This is a genomic window from Embleya sp. NPDC005575 (genome assembly GCF_040605455.1).
In the GTDB taxonomy this organism is placed as follows: Bacteria; Actinomycetota; Actinomycetes; order Streptomycetales; family Streptomycetaceae; genus Embleya.
This window is the reverse complement of sequence record NZ_JBEXCV010000008.1, coordinates 57,150-76,755: the sequence shown is the minus strand read 5'-3', so window position 1 is coordinate 76,755 and position 19,606 is coordinate 57,150. Positions and strand designations below refer to the sequence as shown.

Below are 19,606 nucleotides of genomic sequence, written 5' to 3'. Positions count from 1 at the left end.
CGATCGACCCGCCTCAGTCCTCGGCCGCCGCCGACGACTGCTGCGCGGAGATCTGGTCCATCACCGAGGAGTCGGTCAGCGTCGTGACGTCGCCCAGCGTGCGGCCCTCGGCCATGTCCCGAAGCAGGCGGCGCATGATCTTCCCGGAGCGCGTCTTGGGCAGTTCGGTGACGACCTGGATGCGCTTGGGCTTGGCGATCGGGCCGAGCACCCTGCCGACGTGCTCGCGCAACTCGGCGACGAGTTCGTCGGAGGAGTCGCCGGCCGAGCCGCGCAGGATCACGAACGCCACGATGGCCTGGCCCGTGGTCGCGTCGGTCGCGCCCACCACGGCCGACTCGGCGACCTTGGCGTGCGAGACAAGCGCCGACTCGACCTCGGTGGTGGAGATGTTGTGGCCGGACACGAGCATCACGTCGTCCACCCGGCCGAGCAGCCAGACGTCGCCGTCCTCGTCCTTCTTGGCACCGTCGCCGGCGAAGTACAGCCCATCGAAGCGGGACCAGTAGGTGTCCTTGAACCGCTGGTCGTCACCCCAGATGGTGCGCAGCATCGCTGGCCACGGCTCGTCGAGCACCAGGTAGCCGCCTCCACCGTCGGGCACCTCGGTCGCGGTGTCGTCGACGACCTTGGCCGAGATGCCCGGCAGCGCGCGCTGCGCGGAACCCGGCTTGGTCGAGGTGACGCCCGGGAGCGGGCTGATCATGATCGCGCCGGTCTCGGTCTGCCACCACGTGTCGACGATCGGGGTCTTCCCGGCGCCGATGTGCTCGCGGTACCAGATCCACGCCTCGGGGTTGATCGGCTCGCCGACGCTGCCCAGGACGCGCAGCGAGGACAGGTCGAACTTCGCGGGGATGTCGTCGCCCCACTTCATGCACGTGCGGATCGCGGTGGGCGCGGTGTACAGGATGGTGACGCCGTACTTCGCCACGATCTCCCACCAGCGGCCCTGGTGCGGCGAGTCCGGCGTGCCTTCGTACATGACCTGGGTGGCGCCGTTGGAGAGCGGGCCGTAGGTGATGTACGAGTGCCCGGTGACCCAGCCGATGTCGGCCGTGCACCAGTACACGTCGGTCTCGGGCTTGAGGTCGAACACCGCGTGGTGGGTGTAGCTCGCCTGGGTCAGGTATCCGCCGGAGGTGTGCAGGATGCCCTTCGGCTTCCCCGTGGTGCCCGACGTGTACAGGATGAACAGCGGGTGCTCGGCGTCGAACGCCTGCGGCTCGTGCTCCTCGGACTGCGCGTCGACCAGGTCGTGCCACCAGATGTCGCGGCCCTCGGTCCACGCGACGTCGCCGCCGGTGCGGCGCACCACCAGCACGTTGCGCACGTCCGGGCAGGACTCAAGCGCCTCGTCGATGGCCGGCTTGAGCGCGGAGGGCTTGCCGCGCCGGTAGCCGCCGTCGGCGGTGATCACGATCCGCGCGTCGTTGTCGTTGACACGTGAGGACACCGCGTCCGCCGAGAAGCCGCCGAAGACGACCGAGTGCGGGGCACCGATGCGTGCACACGCGAGCATCGAGATCACCGCCTCGGGAATCATCGGCAGGTAAATCGCGACCCGGTCACCCGCCTCGACACCCAGCGAGGTCAGCGCGTTGGCCGCCTTGGACACCTCACGCTTGAGGTCGGCATAGGTCAGCGTGCGGGTGTCACCCGGCTCGCCCTCGAAGTGGATCGCCACCCGGTCGCCGTTGCCCGCCTCGACGTGCCGGTCGACGCAGTTGTAGGCCACGTTGAGCTTGCCGTCGGCGAACCACTTCGCGAAGGGCGGCGTCGACCAGTCCAGCGTCTCCTGGGGCTCCACCGCCCAGTCCAGCCGCCGAGCCTGTTCGGCCCAGAAGCCGAGCCGGTCGGCCGACGCGCGCTCGTACGCCTCGGCCTTGACGTTGGCGGCGGCCGCGAGCGCCGGCGGGGGCTCGAAGCGTCGCTCCTCGCGCAGCAGGTTCGACAGTGCCTCTCCGGCCTTGTCCCCGGTGTTCCGGTCTGCGTTGCTCACGCGTACTCCTCCGTGCTGCTGCGGTCGGTTCCTTCCGCCGTAGCTCATCAGGGACCGGCCCGAGCCGGCAAGAGGAGGACCGCGATTGGTTTAGACCACTTATCGGGCTGCGGGCATCGTGGCCGACGGCGCGATCGTACGGGGTGGCTACCCCGCGTGGAGTGCCGGAAAAGTGTGATCTTCGGCGCCCGCCGCGACTGCGTCCGGCAGCACCCCGGACTCGGCCCGTTCCGCGTCCACCGGCCCGAAATCGCCGCGCACGCCGTCGTAGAGGTACATCTGCGCGGAGGCGAGGTCGAAGTACAGGCCGAACAGCCGGAGTCGGCCCTCGGCCACCGCCTGGGCGACCACCGCGTGGTCGAGCAGGTTGTGCAACTGCTGGACCACGTTGGTCAGGCACAGTTGTTCCACCGGCGGCATCTGATACCCGGTCAGGGTCGGCGCGGGGCCGGCCGTGAAGCGGGCCAGCGACGCGTCGCCGTTGCGCAACCAGCGATCGAGGTGCGGCGTGGTGCCGGGCCCCGACCCGGCCTCGGGCGCCTCGCCGACCTTGCCGAGCAGCGCACCCATCGCGCCGCAGCCGGAGTGACCGCACACCGTGATGCTGCGCACCCCGAGCACGGCCACGGCGTACTCGATCGCCGCGCCCACCGATGCGTCGGCCGTGTTCGGGTCGACGTGCCCCGCCTCGCCGCGCGGCACCAGGTTGCCGACGTTGCGCACAGTGAACAGGTCGCCGGGGCCGCTCGCGGTGATCAGGTTCGGCACGATCCGCGAATCGGCACACGTGATGAACAGTTGGGCGGGCTTCTGCCCCTCCAACGCGAGCCGCTCCAGGAACGGCTGAACCAGCGGCGCGGTGCGCTGCTGGAACTCGCGCGCGCCGGCCACCAGCGCCTGGGACGCGGTGCCGTCCTCGCGCGGGCAGGCGCGCTGCCAGTGCCACCACGGCGCGAACCAGCGCGGCGAGGGGGTCAGTCGGGAGCGCTTGGGGCCTGGCGAACCGCCCGCGGCCCGCTCGTAGCAACCGTCGTGGATCTCCTCGATGTCCACCCGCCCACCGCGCGCGAGGTAGCCCGCCCGCCACGAGTGCACCGCCTCGAACGCGGCTTGGTCAAGGTAGTCCACCGTCATGTCCACCACGACGTGCTCGCCCGGCGGCAACTTGCCCAGCACCCGGGACAGTCGCGGCACCGACAGGAAGGTCAGCGACCCGTGCACCTCCACGTGCAGCACGCCGTCGCCGGGATGGACCCGCACGGTGCTGCGGCTGAGCCGGTACAGCGCGGTGAGCACCGCGACCACCACGCCGAGCAGGACGCCTTGGAGCACGCCCGCCAGGATCACCCCGGCGATCGTGGCCGCGTAGGCGGGGAACTCGCGGTGCCGGTGCACGTGTCGAATGTGCGCGAGGCTGACCATCTGGATGCCGACCACCATCACCAGCGCGGCCAGCACCGCAAGCGGGATGCGCTCGACCAACGCACCGAGCAGACCCACGAACAGCATCACCCACACGCCGTGCAGGATCGTCGCGGCCCGGGTGAGGGCACCGGCCCGCACGTTGGTCACCGAGCGGATCGCCACACCGGTGACCGGGTAGCCGCCGATCGCGCCGGAGACCACGTTGCCCACGCCCTGGCCGATCAGTTCGCGATCGAGCCGGGCCCGCGGCCCGTGGTGCAGTCGGTCGGCCGCGGCGGCCGAGAGCAGCGACTCCATGCCGGAGACCAGGGCCACACTGACCACACCGACCGCGATCGCGCTCCACGCGCCCGCCGGCGGCAGCACGGGGGTGGTGAGGGTGATCGAGGACAGGTCCACCCGGGCCACGTTCAAGTGCAGCGTGCCCGCGGTCACCGTCGCGAGCGAGACCGCGATCAGCGGCGCGGGCACCCTGGCGAGCCGCGCCCACCGCCCGGGCAGCCGGCCGAGCATCGGCCAACCGAGCAGCAGGACCACGGTGATCACCCCGACCGCGACCGTGGGAGCACGCAGATTGCCGACCTGGGTGGGCAGTTCGCGCAGGTTCTCCCAGGCCGAGCGCTGCGGCGCACCGCCCAGGACCACGTGGCACTGGGCCAGCGCGATCACCACGCCGATGCCCGCGACGACGCCGTGCACGACGGCCGGCGACAGGGCGAGGGTGGCCCGGGCCACCCGGAGCAGGCCGAGCAGGACCTGCAGCAGGCCGGCGCCGATGGTGACCAGGCAGGTCACCCGCCAGCCGTAGGTCTGCACGAGGCCGGCCACGATCACCGTCAGACCTGCGGTGGGACCGCTCACCTGGAGTGGGGCGCCACCGAGCAGGCCGACGACGATGCCGCCGACCACGGCCGAGATGATGCCGGCGCCGAGCGGGGCCCCGGCCGCGAGCGCGATGCCGAGTGAAAGCGGCACGGCGACCAGGAAAACCACGAGTGAGGCGCCGAAATCCGCGCGCAGCGTGGCGGCCCGGGAGGCCGGCGCGGGCGTGATGTCAGGGGCAACGGGCATGTCCGTGTCCTCCGGGGTCAGTCATGTCATGGCGGGCATGGCTGCCGCAGGGATGGCGGCGCGCGCGAGTCGAACGAGAGTGTCGGGCCGGATAAGCCAAGTTCACTCTAAGTATTTATCTCGTCACGGTAAGGCTATCCTCTTCGGAACGTAAAATATGCACCCGCATGGGTGAAACAGGTGTTTCAGGCCGAGAACCTTCCACACCGTGTGTGATGGCCCGTAACCTCCCCGGAGTGGGGGTGGTTCCGTGCAGGTGCTCACTCTGTTCGCGACCGGGCTCGGCGCAGGGTTCGTCGCGGGCGGCGCGTCCTGCGCGGCGGTCCAGGGCGGCCTGCTCGCCGGCGCGGTCCGCCCGTGCCCGACCCCGGCCGGCGACTGCGCGACCGCACCACCGCGCGGCCTGCTCCCCCGCGCGCTGGCCGCATTCCTGGGCGCCAAGCTCGCCGCACACGCCGTCCTGGGCGCCCTGCTCGGACTGCTCGGCGCCGCCATCCAACCGACGCCCGGCACCCGCGCGATCCTGCTGCTCCTGGCGGGCGCGCTGATGGTGCTCTTCGGCCTGTCGATGCTCGGGGTGCCCGGGGTCGGCAGACTGCTGCCGCGCGCCTCGTCCCGCGGCACCGGCCGCGGCCCGCTGCTGTTGGGCGCCGCCACCGTGCTGGTGCCGTGCGGGGTCACCCTGGGCGTCGAACTGGTCGCGGTGACCTCGGGAAACGCGTTCGGCGGAGCCGCCGTACTGACCGGCTTCGTGCTCGGAACCCTCCCGCTGTTCGCCGCGCTCGGCCTGCTGGTCGGCGCCTCCGGGCGGGTCCTGCGTGGCCGACCGACCGCACTGCTGGGCCTGTTGGTGCTCGCGGTGGCCGCGTGGACGATCGCCTCCGGACTGCGCCTGGGCGGCTGGTGGACACCGGCCGCGGTGGGCGCCGTGGACCACGCGGCGGCGAGTACCGGCGCCGACGGCGTCCAGCGGGTCACCGTCCGGGTCGAGAACGAGGGCTACCACCCGGCCCGCGCGCCGGCCCGGGCCGGCGTGCGCACCGTCCTGGTGTTGCGTACCGACCACACCACCGGCTGCACCCGGGGCTTCGTGCTGCCCGCCCGGGACGTGCAGCGGGTCCTGCCGGCGACCGGGGAGACCAGGATCGACCTGGGCATACCGCGCGCCGGCACCCTCACCTGGACCTGTGCGATGGGCATGTACAGCGGACGAATCGAGTTCCGGGTCGACCCCTGACGGCCGCGCGCGGCTCGGATCGCTTCCGGGGCCTCACTCCCCGTACGGTGGTGTGTCCGCGCTCACGCTCCCCGGGTGATCCGATGCGTCCCGACTCGGGTACGTGGGGAAGCGGTCCGGGCACGCACGCAACCGGGTGACCCCGGCGTGCGTATGTATCGATAGGGAATACAGCCCGGTCCGGCATGTCCATGGGAAGAGGTGAACTGTGCGAACTGTCCGCGGCGCTGCGGTGCTCGTCGTTGTCGCAGTCCTGGCCGCTATCGGTTTCGTGGTTTTCGCAAAGGACGGGAAAGATTCCGGCAACTCCTCTGCAAAGACCTCCGGCAACGGAAATCCGAGCGCTCCGGGCAAGGAATCGGACAAACCGAGAGGTCCGGTCAAGCCGATCGGCGACGGCTCGACCGCCGACACCGGCCCGCAGCCGAACCAGCCCAAGGTGGAGAAGCTCAAGCCGGGCGAGAAGCCGCCGCAGTTCGTCGTGTTCTCCTGGGATGGCGCGGCCGAGGACGGCAACAAGCTGGTCTCGGAATTCTCGAAGCTGTCCGAGGCAAACAAGGCCCAGATGACGTACTTCCTGAGCGGCATCTATGTGCTCCCGAAGACGAAAAAGGCCATGTACACCGGCCCGAAGCACGCGGCCGGCGCTTCCGACATCAACTTCATGTCGGACGAAACGGTGCGCAACACGATCATCCAGATGCGTGAGGTCTGGCTCAAGGGCAACGAGATCGGCACCCACTTCAACGGGCACTTCTGCAACAGCGCCACCAGCGGCAAGAGCTGGAGCCCTGCGGACTGGAAGAACGAGACCGAACAGGCGGTCAAGTTCGTCCAGAACTGGAAGACCAACACCGGGTACGCCGACCTTCCGCCGCTGCCGTTCGACTACGCGCCGGGCAAGGAACTCATCGGCGGCCGGGCTCCGTGCCTGGAGGGCCAGTCGAATCTGATGCGGGCCGGCAAGGAAATGGGCTTCCGCTACGACGCGAGTTCCGCCGGCGGTCTCCAGGTATGGCCCAAGCGCGGCAAGGAGTCCGGTATTTGGGACTTCCCGCTCCAGTCGCTGCCGTGGCCGGGAAACCCGAACAAGTCTCAGCTTTCCATGGACTACAACATCATGTACGAGCAGGAAGCGCTGCACGGCAAGTACGATCCGTCCAAGAAGGACGCGTGGGAGAAAGAGGCCCGCGATTTCTACCTGAACGGATTCCAGCGCGCCTATACCACCAACCGCGCGCCGTTGTTCATCGGTAACCACTTCGAGGACTGGAACGGCGGCATCTACATGAATGCCGTCCGGGACACGGTGACCTCGGTCTGCACGAAGGCCGACGTGCGCTGTGTGACCTTCCGTCAGCTCACCGACTGGCTCGAGGGCCAAGACCCCGCGGTGATCACCAAGCTGCAAGGCTTGGGCGTGAACCAGAACGTGCCCGACTGGAACGCGATCATCACCGCCTCCGCGCAGTCCCCGAACAAGCCCGCCGCGTCTCGCTCCCTCTCCGCCCCGGACAACGCGGTGCTGCCGCGCCGCCAGGACTGAGCGACCGCCGGGCCCGACCTCCGCCGGCCCCGTACCGAAGTCACCTTCGGTACGGGGCCTTTGCGTTGCCGATGCGCCGGCGGTGGCCGTACCGATCGGTTCCACCGGATCGCACTTGTCATCGATATACTTACGGCGATCGGGGTCGGATTTCACCACCCCATCTCATGGGTCTCCCGCAGGAGGCATGCCGGGAAGTCTGGTCGGCGCTGTTTTGTCGTTTTCGCGGGGCGGTATATGCCTGCGAGCCGCAGCCGACCTGGAGGTCCCGTGGGTGCCCAGTCCGCACCGCGCAACAAATTCTTTCGGCGTCCGTCCACCCTGGCCGAGCGGAATTTCATCGCCGACGCACTGCGCACCGAAACGGTCGGCGGCGCGCTGTTGCTGATCGCGGCGGTGGTCGCGGTGATCTGGGCGAATACGGCGTGGAGCGACGCGTACCACGACCTGCGCGACTTCCGAATCGGCCCCGAGGCACTCAACCTGCGTCTGTCGCTGGGCACTTGGGCCGCGGACGGGCTGCTCGCGGTGTTCTTCTTCGTGGCCGGCATCGAACTCAAGCGCGAACTCGTGGTCGGCGACCTGCGCAATCCCGCCCAGGCGGTACTGCCGGTGGCGGCCGCCGCGTGCGGGATGCTCACACCCGCGCTGTTCTACTTCGCGGTGAACGCGGGCGGCGGCTCGCCCGACGGCTGGGCGATCCCCACCGCGACCGACATCGCCTTCGCACTGGCCGTTCTCGCGGTGATCGGCACCAACCTGCCCTCGGCGCTGCGTTCGTTCCTGCTGACCCTCGCGGTGGTCGACGACCTCGGCGCGATCTTGATCATCGCGATCTTCTTCACCGATTCGGTGAACTTCCTCGCCCTGGCCGCGTCCTTCGCCCTGCTCGTGGTCTTCGCCCTGCTCCAGCGCTTCCGGGTGCGCGGCTGGTGGTGCTACGTACCGCTCGCCCTGGTGATCTGGGCGCTGATGCACGAGAGCGGGGTGCACGCCACGGTCGCGGGCGTGGCAATGGGCCTGTTGATGCGCGTGGTTCCCGACCGCAACGAGCGGACCTCGCCTGCCGAGCACGTCGAGCACCTGGTCCGCCCCGTCTCCGCAGGGCTCGCGGTGCCGATCTTCGCGCTGTTGTCCGCGGGCGTCGCGGTCTCCGGCCCGGTGCTCGCCGACGTGTTCACCGAGCGACCCACGCTCGGCATCATGATCGGCCTGATCGCGGGCAAGGTGGTCGGCATCTTCGTGGGCACCTGGCTGGTCGCCCGGTTCACCCGGGCCCAACTCAGCGACGACCTCACGTGGTGGGACGTGCTCGGCATGTCGATGCTGGCCGGCATCGGCTTCACGGTATCCCTGCTGATCAGCGAACTCGCCTTCACCGACGACCCGACACTGACCGAACAGGCCAAGGCCGCGGTGCTGGTGGGCTCGGTACTGGCGGCCGGCGCGGCCTCGATCGTGCTGCGGATAAGGAACAACACGTACGCCCGGGTATGCGCCGAGGAGAATCGCGACGACGACGGCGACGGCATTCCGGACGTCTACCAAGCGGACGCGGATCGACTCCGCGACGAGAAGCGCGGGCACTCCTGACCGCTTCGTTTCCCATCCGAAACACTCGTACGACGCGCCCCAGTGGATACGTATCGCCGCAGCAGGGCATGATCGGGGTCGGATTATCCAAACCCGTACGAGGAGTGACCATGGCAGGCACCGACAGGTCCCCGGCCCAGGACGTGCCCGTCGACGCACAACGATCCCTCGGCGAGCTGTTCTCGTCGGCCAGCCGCGACATGTCCACGCTGGTGCGCAGTGAGATCGCGCTCGCCAAGAGCGAGGTCAAGGTCAGCGTCGTCAACGTCGCCAAGGGTGGCGGCGCGTTCGGCGCGGCGGCCTTCGTGGGCGTGTTCGCGTTCGTCTTCCTGAGCTTCGCGGTCGTGTACGGAATCCACGCCCTCGGTCTCGGCGTGGCGTGGAGTTTCCTGATCGTCGGCGGCTTCTATCTCCTGCTCGCGGGGGCTCTCGCGTTCTACGGCGTCAAGTCGTTCAAGAAGGTTCGGGCCCCGGAGCGAACGATCACCACGACCCGGGACACCGTCACCACGCTGAAGAACGTCGGCTGACCCGACGGCACGTCCTGCCCGAACCGGCGCCGGAAACAGGAGCGCGATGGCGAGTGTGCGACGCTGCTCGTCATGACGGTTCCCGAGAGCACCGTGGTCAACGTGGCCGGGCCCTGGACGCACCGCGACATCGCCGCCAACGGCGCGCGGTTCCACATCGCCGAGATGGGCGAGGGCCCGGTCGTGCTCTTGCTGCACGGTTTCCCGCAGTTCTGGTGGGCCTGGCGGCATCAGATGCCGGTGCTGGCCCGGGCGGGCTACCGCGCGGTCGCGCTGGATCTGCGCGGTTACGGTGGCAGCGACCGCACCCCGCGAGGCTACGATCCGATCACCTTGGCCCTGGACGTGACCGGGGTGATCCGCTCGCTGGGCGAGCCGGACGCGATCGTGGTCGGTCACGACCTGGGCGCCTATCTGGGCTGGACCGCCGCGGTGTTGCGGCCCAAGGTGGTGCGCCGACTGGTCGCGGTGTCGATGCCGCACCCCCGGCGGCTGCGCGGCGCGCTGCTGACCGATCGGCACCAGATGGCGGCGAGTTCGCACATCTTCGGCTTTCAGCGGCCGTGGGTGCCCGAGCGGCAGTTGGTCCGCGACGGCGCGGCGATGGTCGGCGACATGCTGCGCGGGTGGTCGGCGCCGGGCCGGCCGGCCGACGAGTCGATCGCGCGCTACCGGCAGGCGATGCTCGTGCCCGGCACGGCGCACTGCGCGGCGGAGCACTACCGCTGGCTGATCCGCTCGATCCCGCGCCCGGACGGGATTCAGTACTCGGCCCGGATGAAGGCTCCCGTCGAGGTGCCCACGCTGCATCTGCACGGCGCCCTCGATCCGGTGATCCTGCCCCGCACCGCGGCCGGTTCCGGGCGCTACGTGGAGGCGCCCTACCGCTGGCGACTGCTCGACGGGGTGGGCCACTTCCCGCATGAGGAACAACCCGCGACGTTCACCGAGGAACTCCTGGGCTGGCTGAAGGATCCGGAACCCGAGCGCTGAAGTTCCACAGTGGTTTCGCCCTTTTCTTGTGTAATTTTGCCGGGGATATCCGACACTTGCGTACAGATCGACTCGTTGGTGTCCGGTAGCATTTCCGGCCCGCGAAAGCGGGGCGATTACGCCGTCGGCGACCCGGGTAGGCGCCCCCGTATGAGCCGGATGTACAACGCTCCGAGCATGGCGGCGGGGGCCGGGGACACCCGGTCGGAGACGGCAGAGACCCTCATGGTTGAGATCGGCACCACTGGCACTCACGGGTTCGAACACACACGAGGGGCGCCGGTCGGCGCGGTTGCCGACCGGGGGGATCATGTCCCGGGGCTGATGGGGATATTGCGCCGACGGGCACGTTGGTTGACGCTGCGACTGCGCTTCCCGCGCTGACGCCTCGACGCGGCTCGACACCGGGCCGCGTCGCAGCGCCGCTTTCCGGTGGGTGAGTTCCTCACATTCACCGATCGATTCCGCCTTTTCGTTCTCAGGCGAATGCGCCGAACCACAAAAGGCCGATCGTGGCGATCATCATCACCGGCACCAGGACGAGCGTCTCCATGCGATTCCCGGTCCGGCTGACGATCGCCACCTCGAAGCGGGTGCCCAGCGGCCAAAGCAGCGGTATCCCCTTTTTGGTGAGAAAGTCGCCGAGCAGGTGCGCGATACAGCCGAGCACGATCACCATGGGCAGCCAGTCGGGAGCCGACGGCATCCAGTGGTCGACCACCGCCGTGCCGCCGCCGGCGAGCGCGACGATGGTGATCCAGGACGCCAGGCCCTTGCCCGGTGGGCACAGGTTCAGCGCCCGCAGCGCCAGCGCGAGCAGCAGGAAGACCATCGTGAGGGTGAACGGCCGGCCCAGGTGCTCCACGCCCTGCCAGGTCAGTAGCCCGGCCAGCACCACGAAGGCGATCGAGTGGGTCGCCTGCCGATGCCCGCCGGACAGCTTGGCCACACCCGAGCACAGCGCGCGCGAGACCGGGCCGAGGAAATTGGCGATCGTGCCGTTGTGGTGATCGAGGTCGGGCAGCAGTGCCGCGCCTGCGGTCAGGAACGTGCCGATCACGATCTCGGCCCCGGACAGATGGTTGTGCCACAGGTGTTGCGGCAGAATCGGCGCCGTCGCGGCGAACACCAGTGCCCCGCTTACCGCGTGCGAATGCCCGAGCATTGCCCCACCCCACCCCGCCGTCGCCGCACGCCGCGGCGCTGTTCGCACGTCTGCCCGAACAGGTGCCGAGCATGCGTCACATGGCGCAACTCTGGGTGTCCACCGGGCGTTCGCCGACCGCGCCGGCCTCGGCGTCGGCGCGGACCTCCTCGACGGTGAGCGCGTATCCGGTGGACTCGTCGTCGAGCGACTTGGCGAAGATCACCCCGGCGACCTTGCCGCCCGGAGAGATCAGCGGTCCGCCGGAGTTGCCCTGGCGGACCTTGGCGTACAGCGAGTAAACATCGCGGCTGACCGTGCCGCGCTTGTAGATGTCCGGTCCGCCGGCCTGGATCCGGGCCCGCACCCGGGCGGGCTCGACGTGGAAGGCGCCGTTCTCCGGGAAGCCGACCACGATCGCGTCCGCGCCGCTCTCCACCTTCGGTTCGAACTGCAACGGGGTGGCCTTGAGGCCGGGCACCTTGAGCACCGCGATGTCGCGCTTCCAGTCGTAGAGCACGACCTCGGCCTGGTACTCGCGGCCCTCGCCGCCGATCTGCACGGTCGGCTTCTTGACGCCGCCGACGACGTGGGCGTTCGTCATCACCCGCTGCGGGGCGTAGACGAAGCCGGAGCCCTCGATCACCTTTCCGCAACTCTTCGCGGTGCCGACGATCTTGACGATGCTGTCCCGGGTGTCCTGCACGGCGGGCATCGACAACAGCTTGGGGTCCGGCGGCGGGACCTGCGGGATGTCCTCGCGCACGAACGGGCTGAAGACCTGCGGGAAGCCGTTGCGGTCGAGCAGGTTGCCGAACGAGGAGAACCAGGTGTCGGCGCCCTGCGGCAACACCTTCTGCACCCCGCCCAGCACCTGGGACGAGCGCACCTCGCGCGAGACGGTGGGCATCGAGGCACCCGCGACCGAGGAGCCGATCAGCCACACCACGATCAACAGCGCACACACGCTGACGATCGAACCGCCGGCCGCGTCCACCAGCCGCGCGGGCCGCCAGGTGAGTTGTCGGCGCAGCCGGTTGCCCGCCGCGGTGGTCAGCGCCTGGAGCGCGGTGGCCAACACGAGCACGACACAGATCGCCGCGATCGAGGGGCCCAGGCCCGGCTCGAAGCGGTTGAGCAGCGACGGCACGAGCCACATGCCGAACACGCCGCCGCCGATGAAGCCCAGGAACGAGAGCACACCGACGATGAAGCCTTGCCGGTATCCGGAGATGGCGAAGGCCACCGCGGCGGCGAGCAGCAACAGGTCCAGGACATTCACGCGCTCACGTTCTCATGTGCGAGCCCGCGCTGTCCGCCGCCGTGCCGGTTCGTCGAACACCGGTGACACAGCTGTACAGAGCCGATATTGACGCTCCGTCAGCCCAGCCGCGGCGCCGGATGCGGCGGCCGGCCGGCGGCCGCGTCCCGGTTCAGTCCCGGGCCTCGGGCTCGGAGGCGGTCTCCTCGTAGCGGTCGAAGCCGCGCCGGGCCAACCGGCTCTCGGTCTCGGACAGGGTCACCTCGCGCCGGTCGTCCCACGGCCGTTCCCAGCCGGTGTAGTGCAGCACCCGGTCGATCAGCCCCGCGGTGAAGCCCCAGACCACCAGGTCGTGCACCAGGAACGCCGGACCCAGGTGGCCGCCGGGATGGCGCAGCCGGGCCCGGTTGGCCGGGTCGGCGAGATCCGCGATCGACACCCGCAGCACGCGCGCGACCTCCTCGGGCGCCCCGGGGGCCACCTCGCTCTCGCGGTGCCACCACGCGAGCACGGGGGTGACCACGAAGTCGCTCACCGGGATGTACAGATCGGGCAGCCGACCGAAGATCCGCACGCCGGCGGGGTCGAGCCCGACCTCCTCCTGTGCCTCGCGCAACGCGGTCCCCTCCGGGCCGTCGTCGCCAGGGTCCACCGAGCCGCCGGGGAACGCGGGCTGGCCCGCGTGCGAGCGCAGCGTCGCGGCGCGCTGGAGCAGCAGCAGGTCCGGGCCGTCGGGCCCCTCGCCGAACAACATCAGCACCGCTGAGCGCCGACCGCCCTCGGCCGGGGGCAGGAAGCGGCTCAGCTGCTCGGGGCTGATCGACTCGGCGGCGCGCGCGACCGGGCGCAGCCATTCCGGCAGATCGGCTTCCGCCCAGGTCTGGATCCCGGTCCCGGTCTGAGTCACCCGGCGTCCCCCTCGTCTTTCGGTGCGTTCCTCGCCACGTCGACCGGCACGGCGAGCACCGACCCGGGCGGCGGCTTGAGCCGTTGGCCGGGCTGCCCGGCCATCTCGTACTTGAGCAGCGCCTTGGCCTTGATCGGATCCGTCTCGCCCTCGCCGTACGCCGGACACAGCGGTGCGATCGCACACGCCCCGCAGGCCGGGCGGCGGGCGTGACACACCCGGCGACCGTGGAAGATCACCCGATGCGAGAGCAGGGTCAGGTCCTTGCGCGGGAACAGCGCCCCGACCTCCTGCTCGACCTTGACCGGGTCCTCGTCCTTGGTCCAGCCGAAGCGCCGGGCCAGCCGGCCGAAGTGGGTGTCGACGGTGATGCCGGGGACGTCGAAGACCTCACCCAGCACCACGTGGGCTGTCTTGCGTCCCACTCCCGGCAGGGTGACCAGGTCGGCGAGCTTTCCCGGCACCTCGCCGTCGTAGCGCTCCAGGAGCGCCTGGGCCAAGCCCTGGACCGAGCGCGTCTTGGCCCGGAAGAACCCGGTCGGCTGAATGATCGCCTCCAGCTCGGCCGGCTCCGCGGCGGCGATCGTGGCGGCGTCGGGGAAGCGGGCGAACAGCGCCGGGGTGACCGTGTTGACCCGTCGGTCGGTGGTCTGTGCGGACAACACCACGGCGACCAGGAGCTGGAACGCGTCCCCGTAGTCGAGCTCGCAATGCGCACCCGGGTATATCTCGCCCAATTCGCGATTGATCCGGCGCGCACGGCGCACCAGAGCGAGATGGGACTCGCCCTTCACGGCTTTTGTAGCCTTCACGACCTTAGCGGCAGCCCGCGACCTGCGCGGTGCGGGCTCCGTCACGTTGCTCGACACCCGGCCAGAGTACGCAGATGGGCGGGGACTACGGTCGAGCAGTCCGCGCACGCTTGATCACAGGAGCGACATGTCCGGTTACTGTGGATCCGCCCGTTCGTGATCCAGGACACCCCGCGTGATGATTGCGGGTACCGGTGCGTCAGACTGTGACCGATCGCACTGTTTGACCGCTCGGCTTCATTGGTGTCGACCAGGCCGGCCTAGGAGGAACCTCGTGGACGACGTTTTGCAGCGGGCTCCGCTGTTCGCGGCGCTCGAAGATGAGGACGCCGCCGAGCTGCGGGCCTCCATGGCGGAGGTCGCGCTCGAGCGCGGGGACTCACTCTTCCACGAGGGTGACCCGGGTGACCGCCTGTACGTGGTGATCGAGGGCAAGATCAAGCTGCACCGCAGCTCCAACGACGGTCGCGAGAACATGCTCGCGGTGCTCGGCCCGGGCGAGATGTTCGGCGAGTTGTCGCTGTTCGACCCCGGACCGCGTACGGCGACCGCTACCGCGCTCACCGACGTGCGGCTGCTCGGCTTGGGCCACTCCGACCTGCAGCCCTGGCTGACCGGTCGGCCCAAGGTCGCCGCGGCACTCCTTCGCGCGATAGCCCGTCGGCTGCGGCGGACCAACGAGAGCCTGGGCGACCTGGTCTTCTCCGACGTCCCCGGCCGGGTGGCCAAGGCCCTGTTGGACCTGTCCCGCCGCTTCGGGGTGCCCGCCGACGAGGGCATCCACGTCGCGCACGACCTCACCCAGGAGGAGCTGGCCCAGCTGGTCGGCGCCTCGCGGGAGACGGTCAACAAGGCGCTGGCCGACTTCGCGAGCCGGGGTTGGCTGCGGCTGGAGGCGCGCGCTGTGGTCCTGATGGACGTCGAGCGGTTGTCGCGCCGCTCCCGGTAGCACGTCGCGAACGCAACGACGCGGGGCCCGCCGACGGCGGGCCCCGCGTCGTTGTGCCGTCCGCTTCAGGCGTCCGTGTGCTCGGCCAGGTAGTCCAGCTGGGCCCGGACCGACATCTCGGCGGCCCACCACAGTCCTCGGTCCACGTCCGCGTAGACCCGTTCGACGACGTCCTGAGCGGTCTTGTCGCCGGCTGCGACCGCGTCCCGTACCTGGGCCAGTCGGGCCGCCCGGTGCGCCAGGTAGAAGTCGAGCACGCCGGCAGCGTCGTCCAGGATCGGGCCGTGCGCGGGCAGTACGGCGGTGATCTCGCCGGATTCGGCGAACGCGCGCAGCCGGCGCAGCGAGTCCAGGTATTCGCCGAGTCGGCCGTCGGGGTGCGCGACCACGGTGGTGCCGCGGCCGAGCACGGTGTCCCCGGTGATCACGAAGCGGTCCGCGGCCACCACGAAGCACACCGAGTCGCCCGAATGGCCGGGCGTGGCCAGCACCCGCAGATCCAGCCCGCCGTCGTCGATCACCTGGCCGTCCACCAGGCCCTCGCCGCCGTAGCGCCACTGCGGGTCGACCGCGTGCACGACGGCGTTGGTGAGCGCCTTGAGGCCGGCCACGCCTGCCGAGTGGTCGGGGTGGCCGTGGGTGAGCAGGATCCGGCCCACCCGGCGGCCCTCGCCCTCGACCGCGGCGACGATCGCGCGCAGGTGACCCTCGTCGTCGGGTCCCGGGTCGATCACCACGGCGGTGTCCGCGCCGGGTTCGGCCACGATCCACGTGTTGGTGCCGTCCAGCGACATCGCGCTCGCGTTCGGCGCGAGCAGACAGGTCACGCGGGGGCTCGCGGGCCCACCGATACTCGCGCGGGGGTTGCCGGGCAGGGGCTGTGCGTTCATGGTCGCCATCCTGTACCTCAGGTGCCTGTACCTCGTTGCCCGGGAGCGATCCGGGGGATACCCGCGGGCTGCCCCCGGGGTGTCGGCGAGCCTCAGCGCAGACCGAACGGGTCCTCGATGCCGGGCCATTCGAGCACGAGGCGGTCTCCCTCGAAACGGCCCTGCGCCATGATCGGGGTGATCTCCCGGTCCGCCGCGGCGGCCAGGGCCGCTGCGGGGTCGGCGAGCTCCGCCAGGTGGCGCAACGTGTCGATGGTGGGCGGCAACATCGCCATGTGCTGCGCCCGGTGTTGCTCCAGCGCGTCGGCGGGCCGGGCCCAGGTGACCCGGTCGGCCTCGCCGGAGACGTCCCGGGTGCGCTGGCCGGTGGGCAGGGCCGCGACGAAGAACCACGTGTCGTAGCGCCGGTCCTCGAACTCCGGGGTGATCCAGCGCGCCCACGCGCCCAGCAGGTCGGAGCGCAGCACCAGATCGCGGCGCTCCAGGAACTCGGTCAGCGTCTGCTCGCGGGCCACCAGCGCCGCGCGGTCCGCCTCCCAGTCCGCGCCGGTGGTGTCGGAGACGACGGTGGTCGGGTCGGGCCCGGCCAGCAGTACGCCGGACTCCTCGAAGGTCTCGCGTACGGCCGCGCAGACGATCGCGCGGGCCTCGGCGACGCCGGTGCCCAGGCGCTTCGCCCACGCGTCGGGCTCGGGTCCGGCCCAGGCCACCGAGTGGTCCGCGTCCCGCGGGTCGACGCCGCCGCCGGGGAACGCGTACATCCCGGCGGCGAACTTCATCGTGGTGTGCCGGCGGAGCAGGTACGCCTCCGCGCCCTCGGGCCGGTCGCGCAGCAGCACCACCGTCGCCGCCCGGCGCGGGGCGACCGGCTCCGCGTCGCCCGCGATGATCGCGCGAGCCCGCTCGGCCCAGGACGCGGGCATGCCCGACTGGGCTTTTCCGGCTTGCGTACTCCCCATATCGGCCATGCGCCGGATCGTACGCCTGACCGAGTCAAGTTCCATCTCTCGCCCCCGAAAACGATCGGACCCGACCCGAAAGGGGCGGGTCCGATCATCACGCCGGCCGAATCAACGGTCCGCTCAGACCACCTCGACGAGGATCTCCACCTCGACCGGGGCGTCCAGCGGCAGCACGGCCACGCCGACCGCGCTGCGGGCGTGCCGCCCGGCCTCGCCGAAGACCTCGCCCAGCAGTTCGCTGGCACCGTTGATCACACCGGGCTGACCGGTGAAGTCCGGGGCGCTGGCCACGAAGCCGACCACCTTGACCACCCGGCGCACCAACGACAGGTCGCCGAGCTCGGCCTTGACCGCGGCGAGCGCGTTCAACGCGCACTGCCGGGCGAGCTGCTTGGCCTCCTCGGCGGTGACCTCGGCACCGACCTTGCCGGTCGCGGGCAGCTTGCCCTCGATCATCGGCAACTGGCCGGAGGTGTGGATGTAGTTGCCGGTGCGGATCGCCGGCACGTAGGCGGCGACCGGGGGTACCACGCCGGGCAGGGTCAGACCCAGCTCGGTGATCCGCTGTTCGGGGTGTACCTCGCTCACTGGGCCGTCACCTGCTTCGCGCGCTTCATGTAGGCCACCAGGCTCTCCGGGTTGGGGCCGGGCACGACCTGCACCAGCTCCCAGCCGTCGTCGCCCCAGTTGTCCAGGATCTGCTTGGTCGCGTGCACCAGCAGGGGGACGGTCACGTATTCCCACTTCGTCATGTGTGCAGACTTTAGACGGACACGTCGGGCGGTTCGACGGGGCGCCACGCCACCGGCGAGGACAACACCATCGTGCTGGACGGTTTCCCGTGCTCGGCGAGCCGGTCGATCAGGACCTGGAAATCCGCCATGGTGGCGACCGCGACCATCAGCAGGCAGCACGCGTCACCGGTGACCCGGTGCACTTGGAGCACCTCGGGCCATTCCCGCACGGTGTCCGCGTCCCGGCGCAGCAGGCAGCCGGGGCCGTAGCAATTCATCCGGACGAGCGCCACCACGCCGCGGCCGGCCGCAGCCGGGTCCACGTGCGCGTGATAGCCGGTGATCACGCCGGCGTGTTCGAGCCGGCGCACCCGGGTGGCCACCGCGGGCGCGGAGAGGTTGATCCGTCGGGACAGCTCGTTGAGCGAGACGCGGGCGTCGCGCTGCAACTCGGCGAGCAATCTGCGGTCTATCGCGTCCATGCGCACCCTCCGTTGACGATCGTGAGCACATGCCCTCCGATATCTTGCGAGCGTAAACCGAACCGGCCCTTCCAATGCTCGACGCCCATTCCCAACCGAATGGTCGCACGATTCCATATGGGCACTCCCCGACCGGCCCTTCCGGCACACCGGCGGGACGGGCCGGAGAGGTGGTCTGCGATGACGGTCGACGAACGAACGCCCCGAGCCGATCCGGCGGGCGGTGTGTGCGCGATGGGCGGCCCGCACGAGGACTTCGCCGACACGGTCGCGCCGCCCTACGCGGACTACGTGCAACTGGACCGACTACTCGCCCTCCAGCGCACCCGCACCGACGTGCCCGCCGAGTTGTCCTTCCTGATCTCCTCCCAGGTGATGGAACTGCTGTTCGCGCTGCTGCGGCACGAGTGGACGATCGCGGGCGACCGGCTGGACGCGGACGACGTGCCCGGCGCGATCGGCACGCTGCGGCGCAGCATCCGCGAGTTGGACGTGCTGGTGTCCACGTGGGACCTGCTCGCCACGCTCACTCCCGGCGAGTTCGGCGCGTTCCGCGAGGCGCTCGGCGAGGCGTCCGGCTTCCAGTCGCACCTGTACCGGCACCTGGAGCTCCTGCTCGGCATCAAGCGGGCGGGCGTGCTGCGGCCCTACATCGGCTCTCCGAAGGTGCACGCCGAGTTGGCCCGCTCGTTGCGCGCGCCGAGCCTGTACGACCACGCGCTGGGCGTGCTCGCCCGCCGCGGTCTGTACACCCCGGAGCAGGACGCGGATCCGGGCCGACCCCACCTGCCATCCGAGGACATCGAGCGCGCGTGGGCGCGCGCGTACACCGACGCGGTGCCCGACCTGGTCGAACTCGGCGAGGCGCTCACCGACATCTCCGAGCGCTGGACCCGCTGGCGTGAGCGGCATCTGGCCGCCACACTGCGAGCGCTGGGGAACCGGCCGGGCACAGGTGGCTCGGCCGGAGCGTCTTGGTTGGAACAGACCGTACGTGTGCGCGTTTTTCCCGAATTGTGGACCATGCGCACCTTGGTCGAACCATCGAAGGTCTGAGTTCATCGAAAG

General features: G+C 70.3%; 18 protein-coding genes. 7 read left to right on the top strand and 11 right to left on the bottom strand.

Annotated elements, in window-relative coordinates:
- Window positions 1–13: 13 nt before the first annotated feature.
- Window positions 14–2,002 carry an acetate--CoA ligase gene (acs, locus tag ABZS54_RS04640; protein ID WP_355531011.1) on the bottom strand — a complete coding sequence of 663 codons (1,989 nt, stop codon included), beginning with the start codon at window positions 2,000–2,002 and terminating at the stop codon, window positions 14–16.
- Between the two features lie 147 nt (window positions 2,003–2,149).
- Window positions 2,150–4,498: a SulP family inorganic anion transporter gene (locus ABZS54_RS04635; protein ID WP_355531009.1), complete on the bottom strand. Its 2,349-nt coding sequence runs from the start codon at window positions 4,496–4,498 to the stop codon at window positions 2,150–2,152.
- A gap of 250 nt (window positions 4,499–4,748) precedes the next feature.
- Between ABZS54_RS04635 and ABZS54_RS04630 the strand changes: the two genes are divergently transcribed.
- The 5 genes from ABZS54_RS04630 to ABZS54_RS04610 all read left to right on the top strand — a co-directional run bounded on the left by ABZS54_RS04630 (window position 4,749) and on the right by ABZS54_RS04610 (window position 10,397).
- Window positions 4,749–5,735, top strand: a complete 987-nt coding sequence (locus tag ABZS54_RS04630) for a sulfite exporter TauE/SafE family protein (protein ID WP_355531007.1) — start codon at window positions 4,749–4,751, stop codon at window positions 5,733–5,735.
- Window positions 5,736–5,967: 232 nt separating this feature from the next.
- Window positions 5,968–7,281 carry a hypothetical protein gene (locus ABZS54_RS04625; protein ID WP_355531005.1) on the top strand — a complete coding sequence of 438 codons (1,314 nt, stop codon included), beginning with the start codon at window positions 5,968–5,970 and terminating at the stop codon, window positions 7,279–7,281.
- Window positions 7,282–7,551: 270 nt separating this feature from the next.
- Window positions 7,552–8,874, top strand: coding sequence for a Na+/H+ antiporter NhaA (nhaA, locus tag ABZS54_RS04620; protein WP_355531003.1), 1,323 nt, complete (start codon window positions 7,552–7,554; stop codon window positions 8,872–8,874).
- A gap of 110 nt (window positions 8,875–8,984) precedes the next feature.
- The gene (locus ABZS54_RS04615; RefSeq protein ID WP_355531001.1) at window positions 8,985–9,404 is read left to right on the top strand and encodes a phage holin family protein; all 420 of its coding nucleotides are present in this window, start codon (window positions 8,985–8,987) and stop codon (window positions 9,402–9,404) included.
- Window positions 9,405–9,476: 72 nt separating this feature from the next.
- Entirely contained in the window at window positions 9,477–10,397 is a 921-nt protein-coding gene (locus tag ABZS54_RS04610) for an alpha/beta hydrolase (protein WP_355530999.1), read from the top strand.
- A 478-nt stretch (window positions 10,398–10,875) separates the two neighbouring features.
- Here ABZS54_RS04610 and ABZS54_RS04605 read toward each other — a convergent pair whose 3' ends face one another.
- The 4 genes from ABZS54_RS04605 to nth form a co-directional block, all read right to left on the bottom strand.
- Entirely contained in the window at window positions 10,876–11,562 is a 687-nt protein-coding gene (locus ABZS54_RS04605) for a metal-dependent hydrolase (RefSeq protein ID WP_355530997.1), read from the bottom strand.
- Between the two features lie 76 nt (window positions 11,563–11,638).
- Entirely contained in the window at window positions 11,639–12,823 is a 1,185-nt protein-coding gene (locus ABZS54_RS04600) for a MarP family serine protease (protein ID WP_355530995.1), read from the bottom strand.
- 151 nt (window positions 12,824–12,974) lie between these two features.
- Window positions 12,975–13,709: a CoA pyrophosphatase gene (locus ABZS54_RS04595; protein WP_355530993.1), complete on the bottom strand. Its 735-nt coding sequence runs from the start codon at window positions 13,707–13,709 to the stop codon at window positions 12,975–12,977.
- Window positions 13,706–14,521: an endonuclease III gene (gene nth, locus ABZS54_RS04590; protein WP_355530991.1), complete on the bottom strand. Its 816-nt coding sequence runs from the start codon at window positions 14,519–14,521 to the stop codon at window positions 13,706–13,708. The genes ABZS54_RS04595 and nth overlap by 4 nt, the downstream gene beginning before the upstream one ends.
- A 274-nt stretch (window positions 14,522–14,795) precedes the next feature.
- Here nth and ABZS54_RS04585 point away from each other — a divergent pair, with 274 nt between their 5' ends.
- Window positions 14,796–15,470, top strand: coding sequence for a Crp/Fnr family transcriptional regulator (locus tag ABZS54_RS04585; protein ID WP_355530989.1), 675 nt, complete (start codon window positions 14,796–14,798; stop codon window positions 15,468–15,470).
- Between the two features lie 65 nt (window positions 15,471–15,535).
- Here ABZS54_RS04585 and ABZS54_RS04580 read toward each other — a convergent pair whose 3' ends face one another.
- The 5 genes from ABZS54_RS04580 to ABZS54_RS04560 form a co-directional block, all read right to left on the bottom strand.
- The gene (locus ABZS54_RS04580) at window positions 15,536–16,360 is read right to left on the bottom strand and encodes an MBL fold metallo-hydrolase (protein ID WP_355530987.1); all 825 of its coding nucleotides are present in this window, start codon (window positions 16,358–16,360) and stop codon (window positions 15,536–15,538) included.
- Between the two features lie 92 nt (window positions 16,361–16,452).
- Entirely contained in the window at window positions 16,453–17,319 is an 867-nt protein-coding gene (locus ABZS54_RS04575) for an NUDIX hydrolase (protein ID WP_355531084.1), read from the bottom strand.
- 123 nt (window positions 17,320–17,442) lie between these two features.
- Complete coding sequence (locus tag ABZS54_RS04570) at window positions 17,443–17,910, bottom strand: RidA family protein (protein ID WP_020554917.1); 468 nt, start codon at window positions 17,908–17,910, stop codon at window positions 17,443–17,445.
- A complete protein-coding gene (locus ABZS54_RS04565; RefSeq protein ID WP_355530985.1) occupies window positions 17,907–18,074 on the bottom strand; it encodes a hypothetical protein in 168 nt (55 codons plus the stop codon). The genes ABZS54_RS04570 and ABZS54_RS04565 overlap by 4 nt, the downstream gene beginning before the upstream one ends.
- Window positions 18,075–18,085: 11 nt before the next feature.
- Entirely contained in the window at window positions 18,086–18,538 is a 453-nt protein-coding gene (locus ABZS54_RS04560; RefSeq protein WP_020554915.1) for an Lrp/AsnC family transcriptional regulator, read from the bottom strand.
- A gap of 180 nt (window positions 18,539–18,718) precedes the next feature.
- On the opposite strand from ABZS54_RS04560, the gene ABZS54_RS04555 reads away from it, so the two are divergent.
- Window positions 18,719–19,594 (top strand): tryptophan 2,3-dioxygenase family protein, encoded by an 876-nt coding sequence (locus ABZS54_RS04555; protein WP_355530983.1) that lies wholly within the window; start codon window positions 18,719–18,721, stop codon window positions 19,592–19,594.
- The last annotated feature ends 12 nt before the right edge of the window (window positions 19,595–19,606 follow it).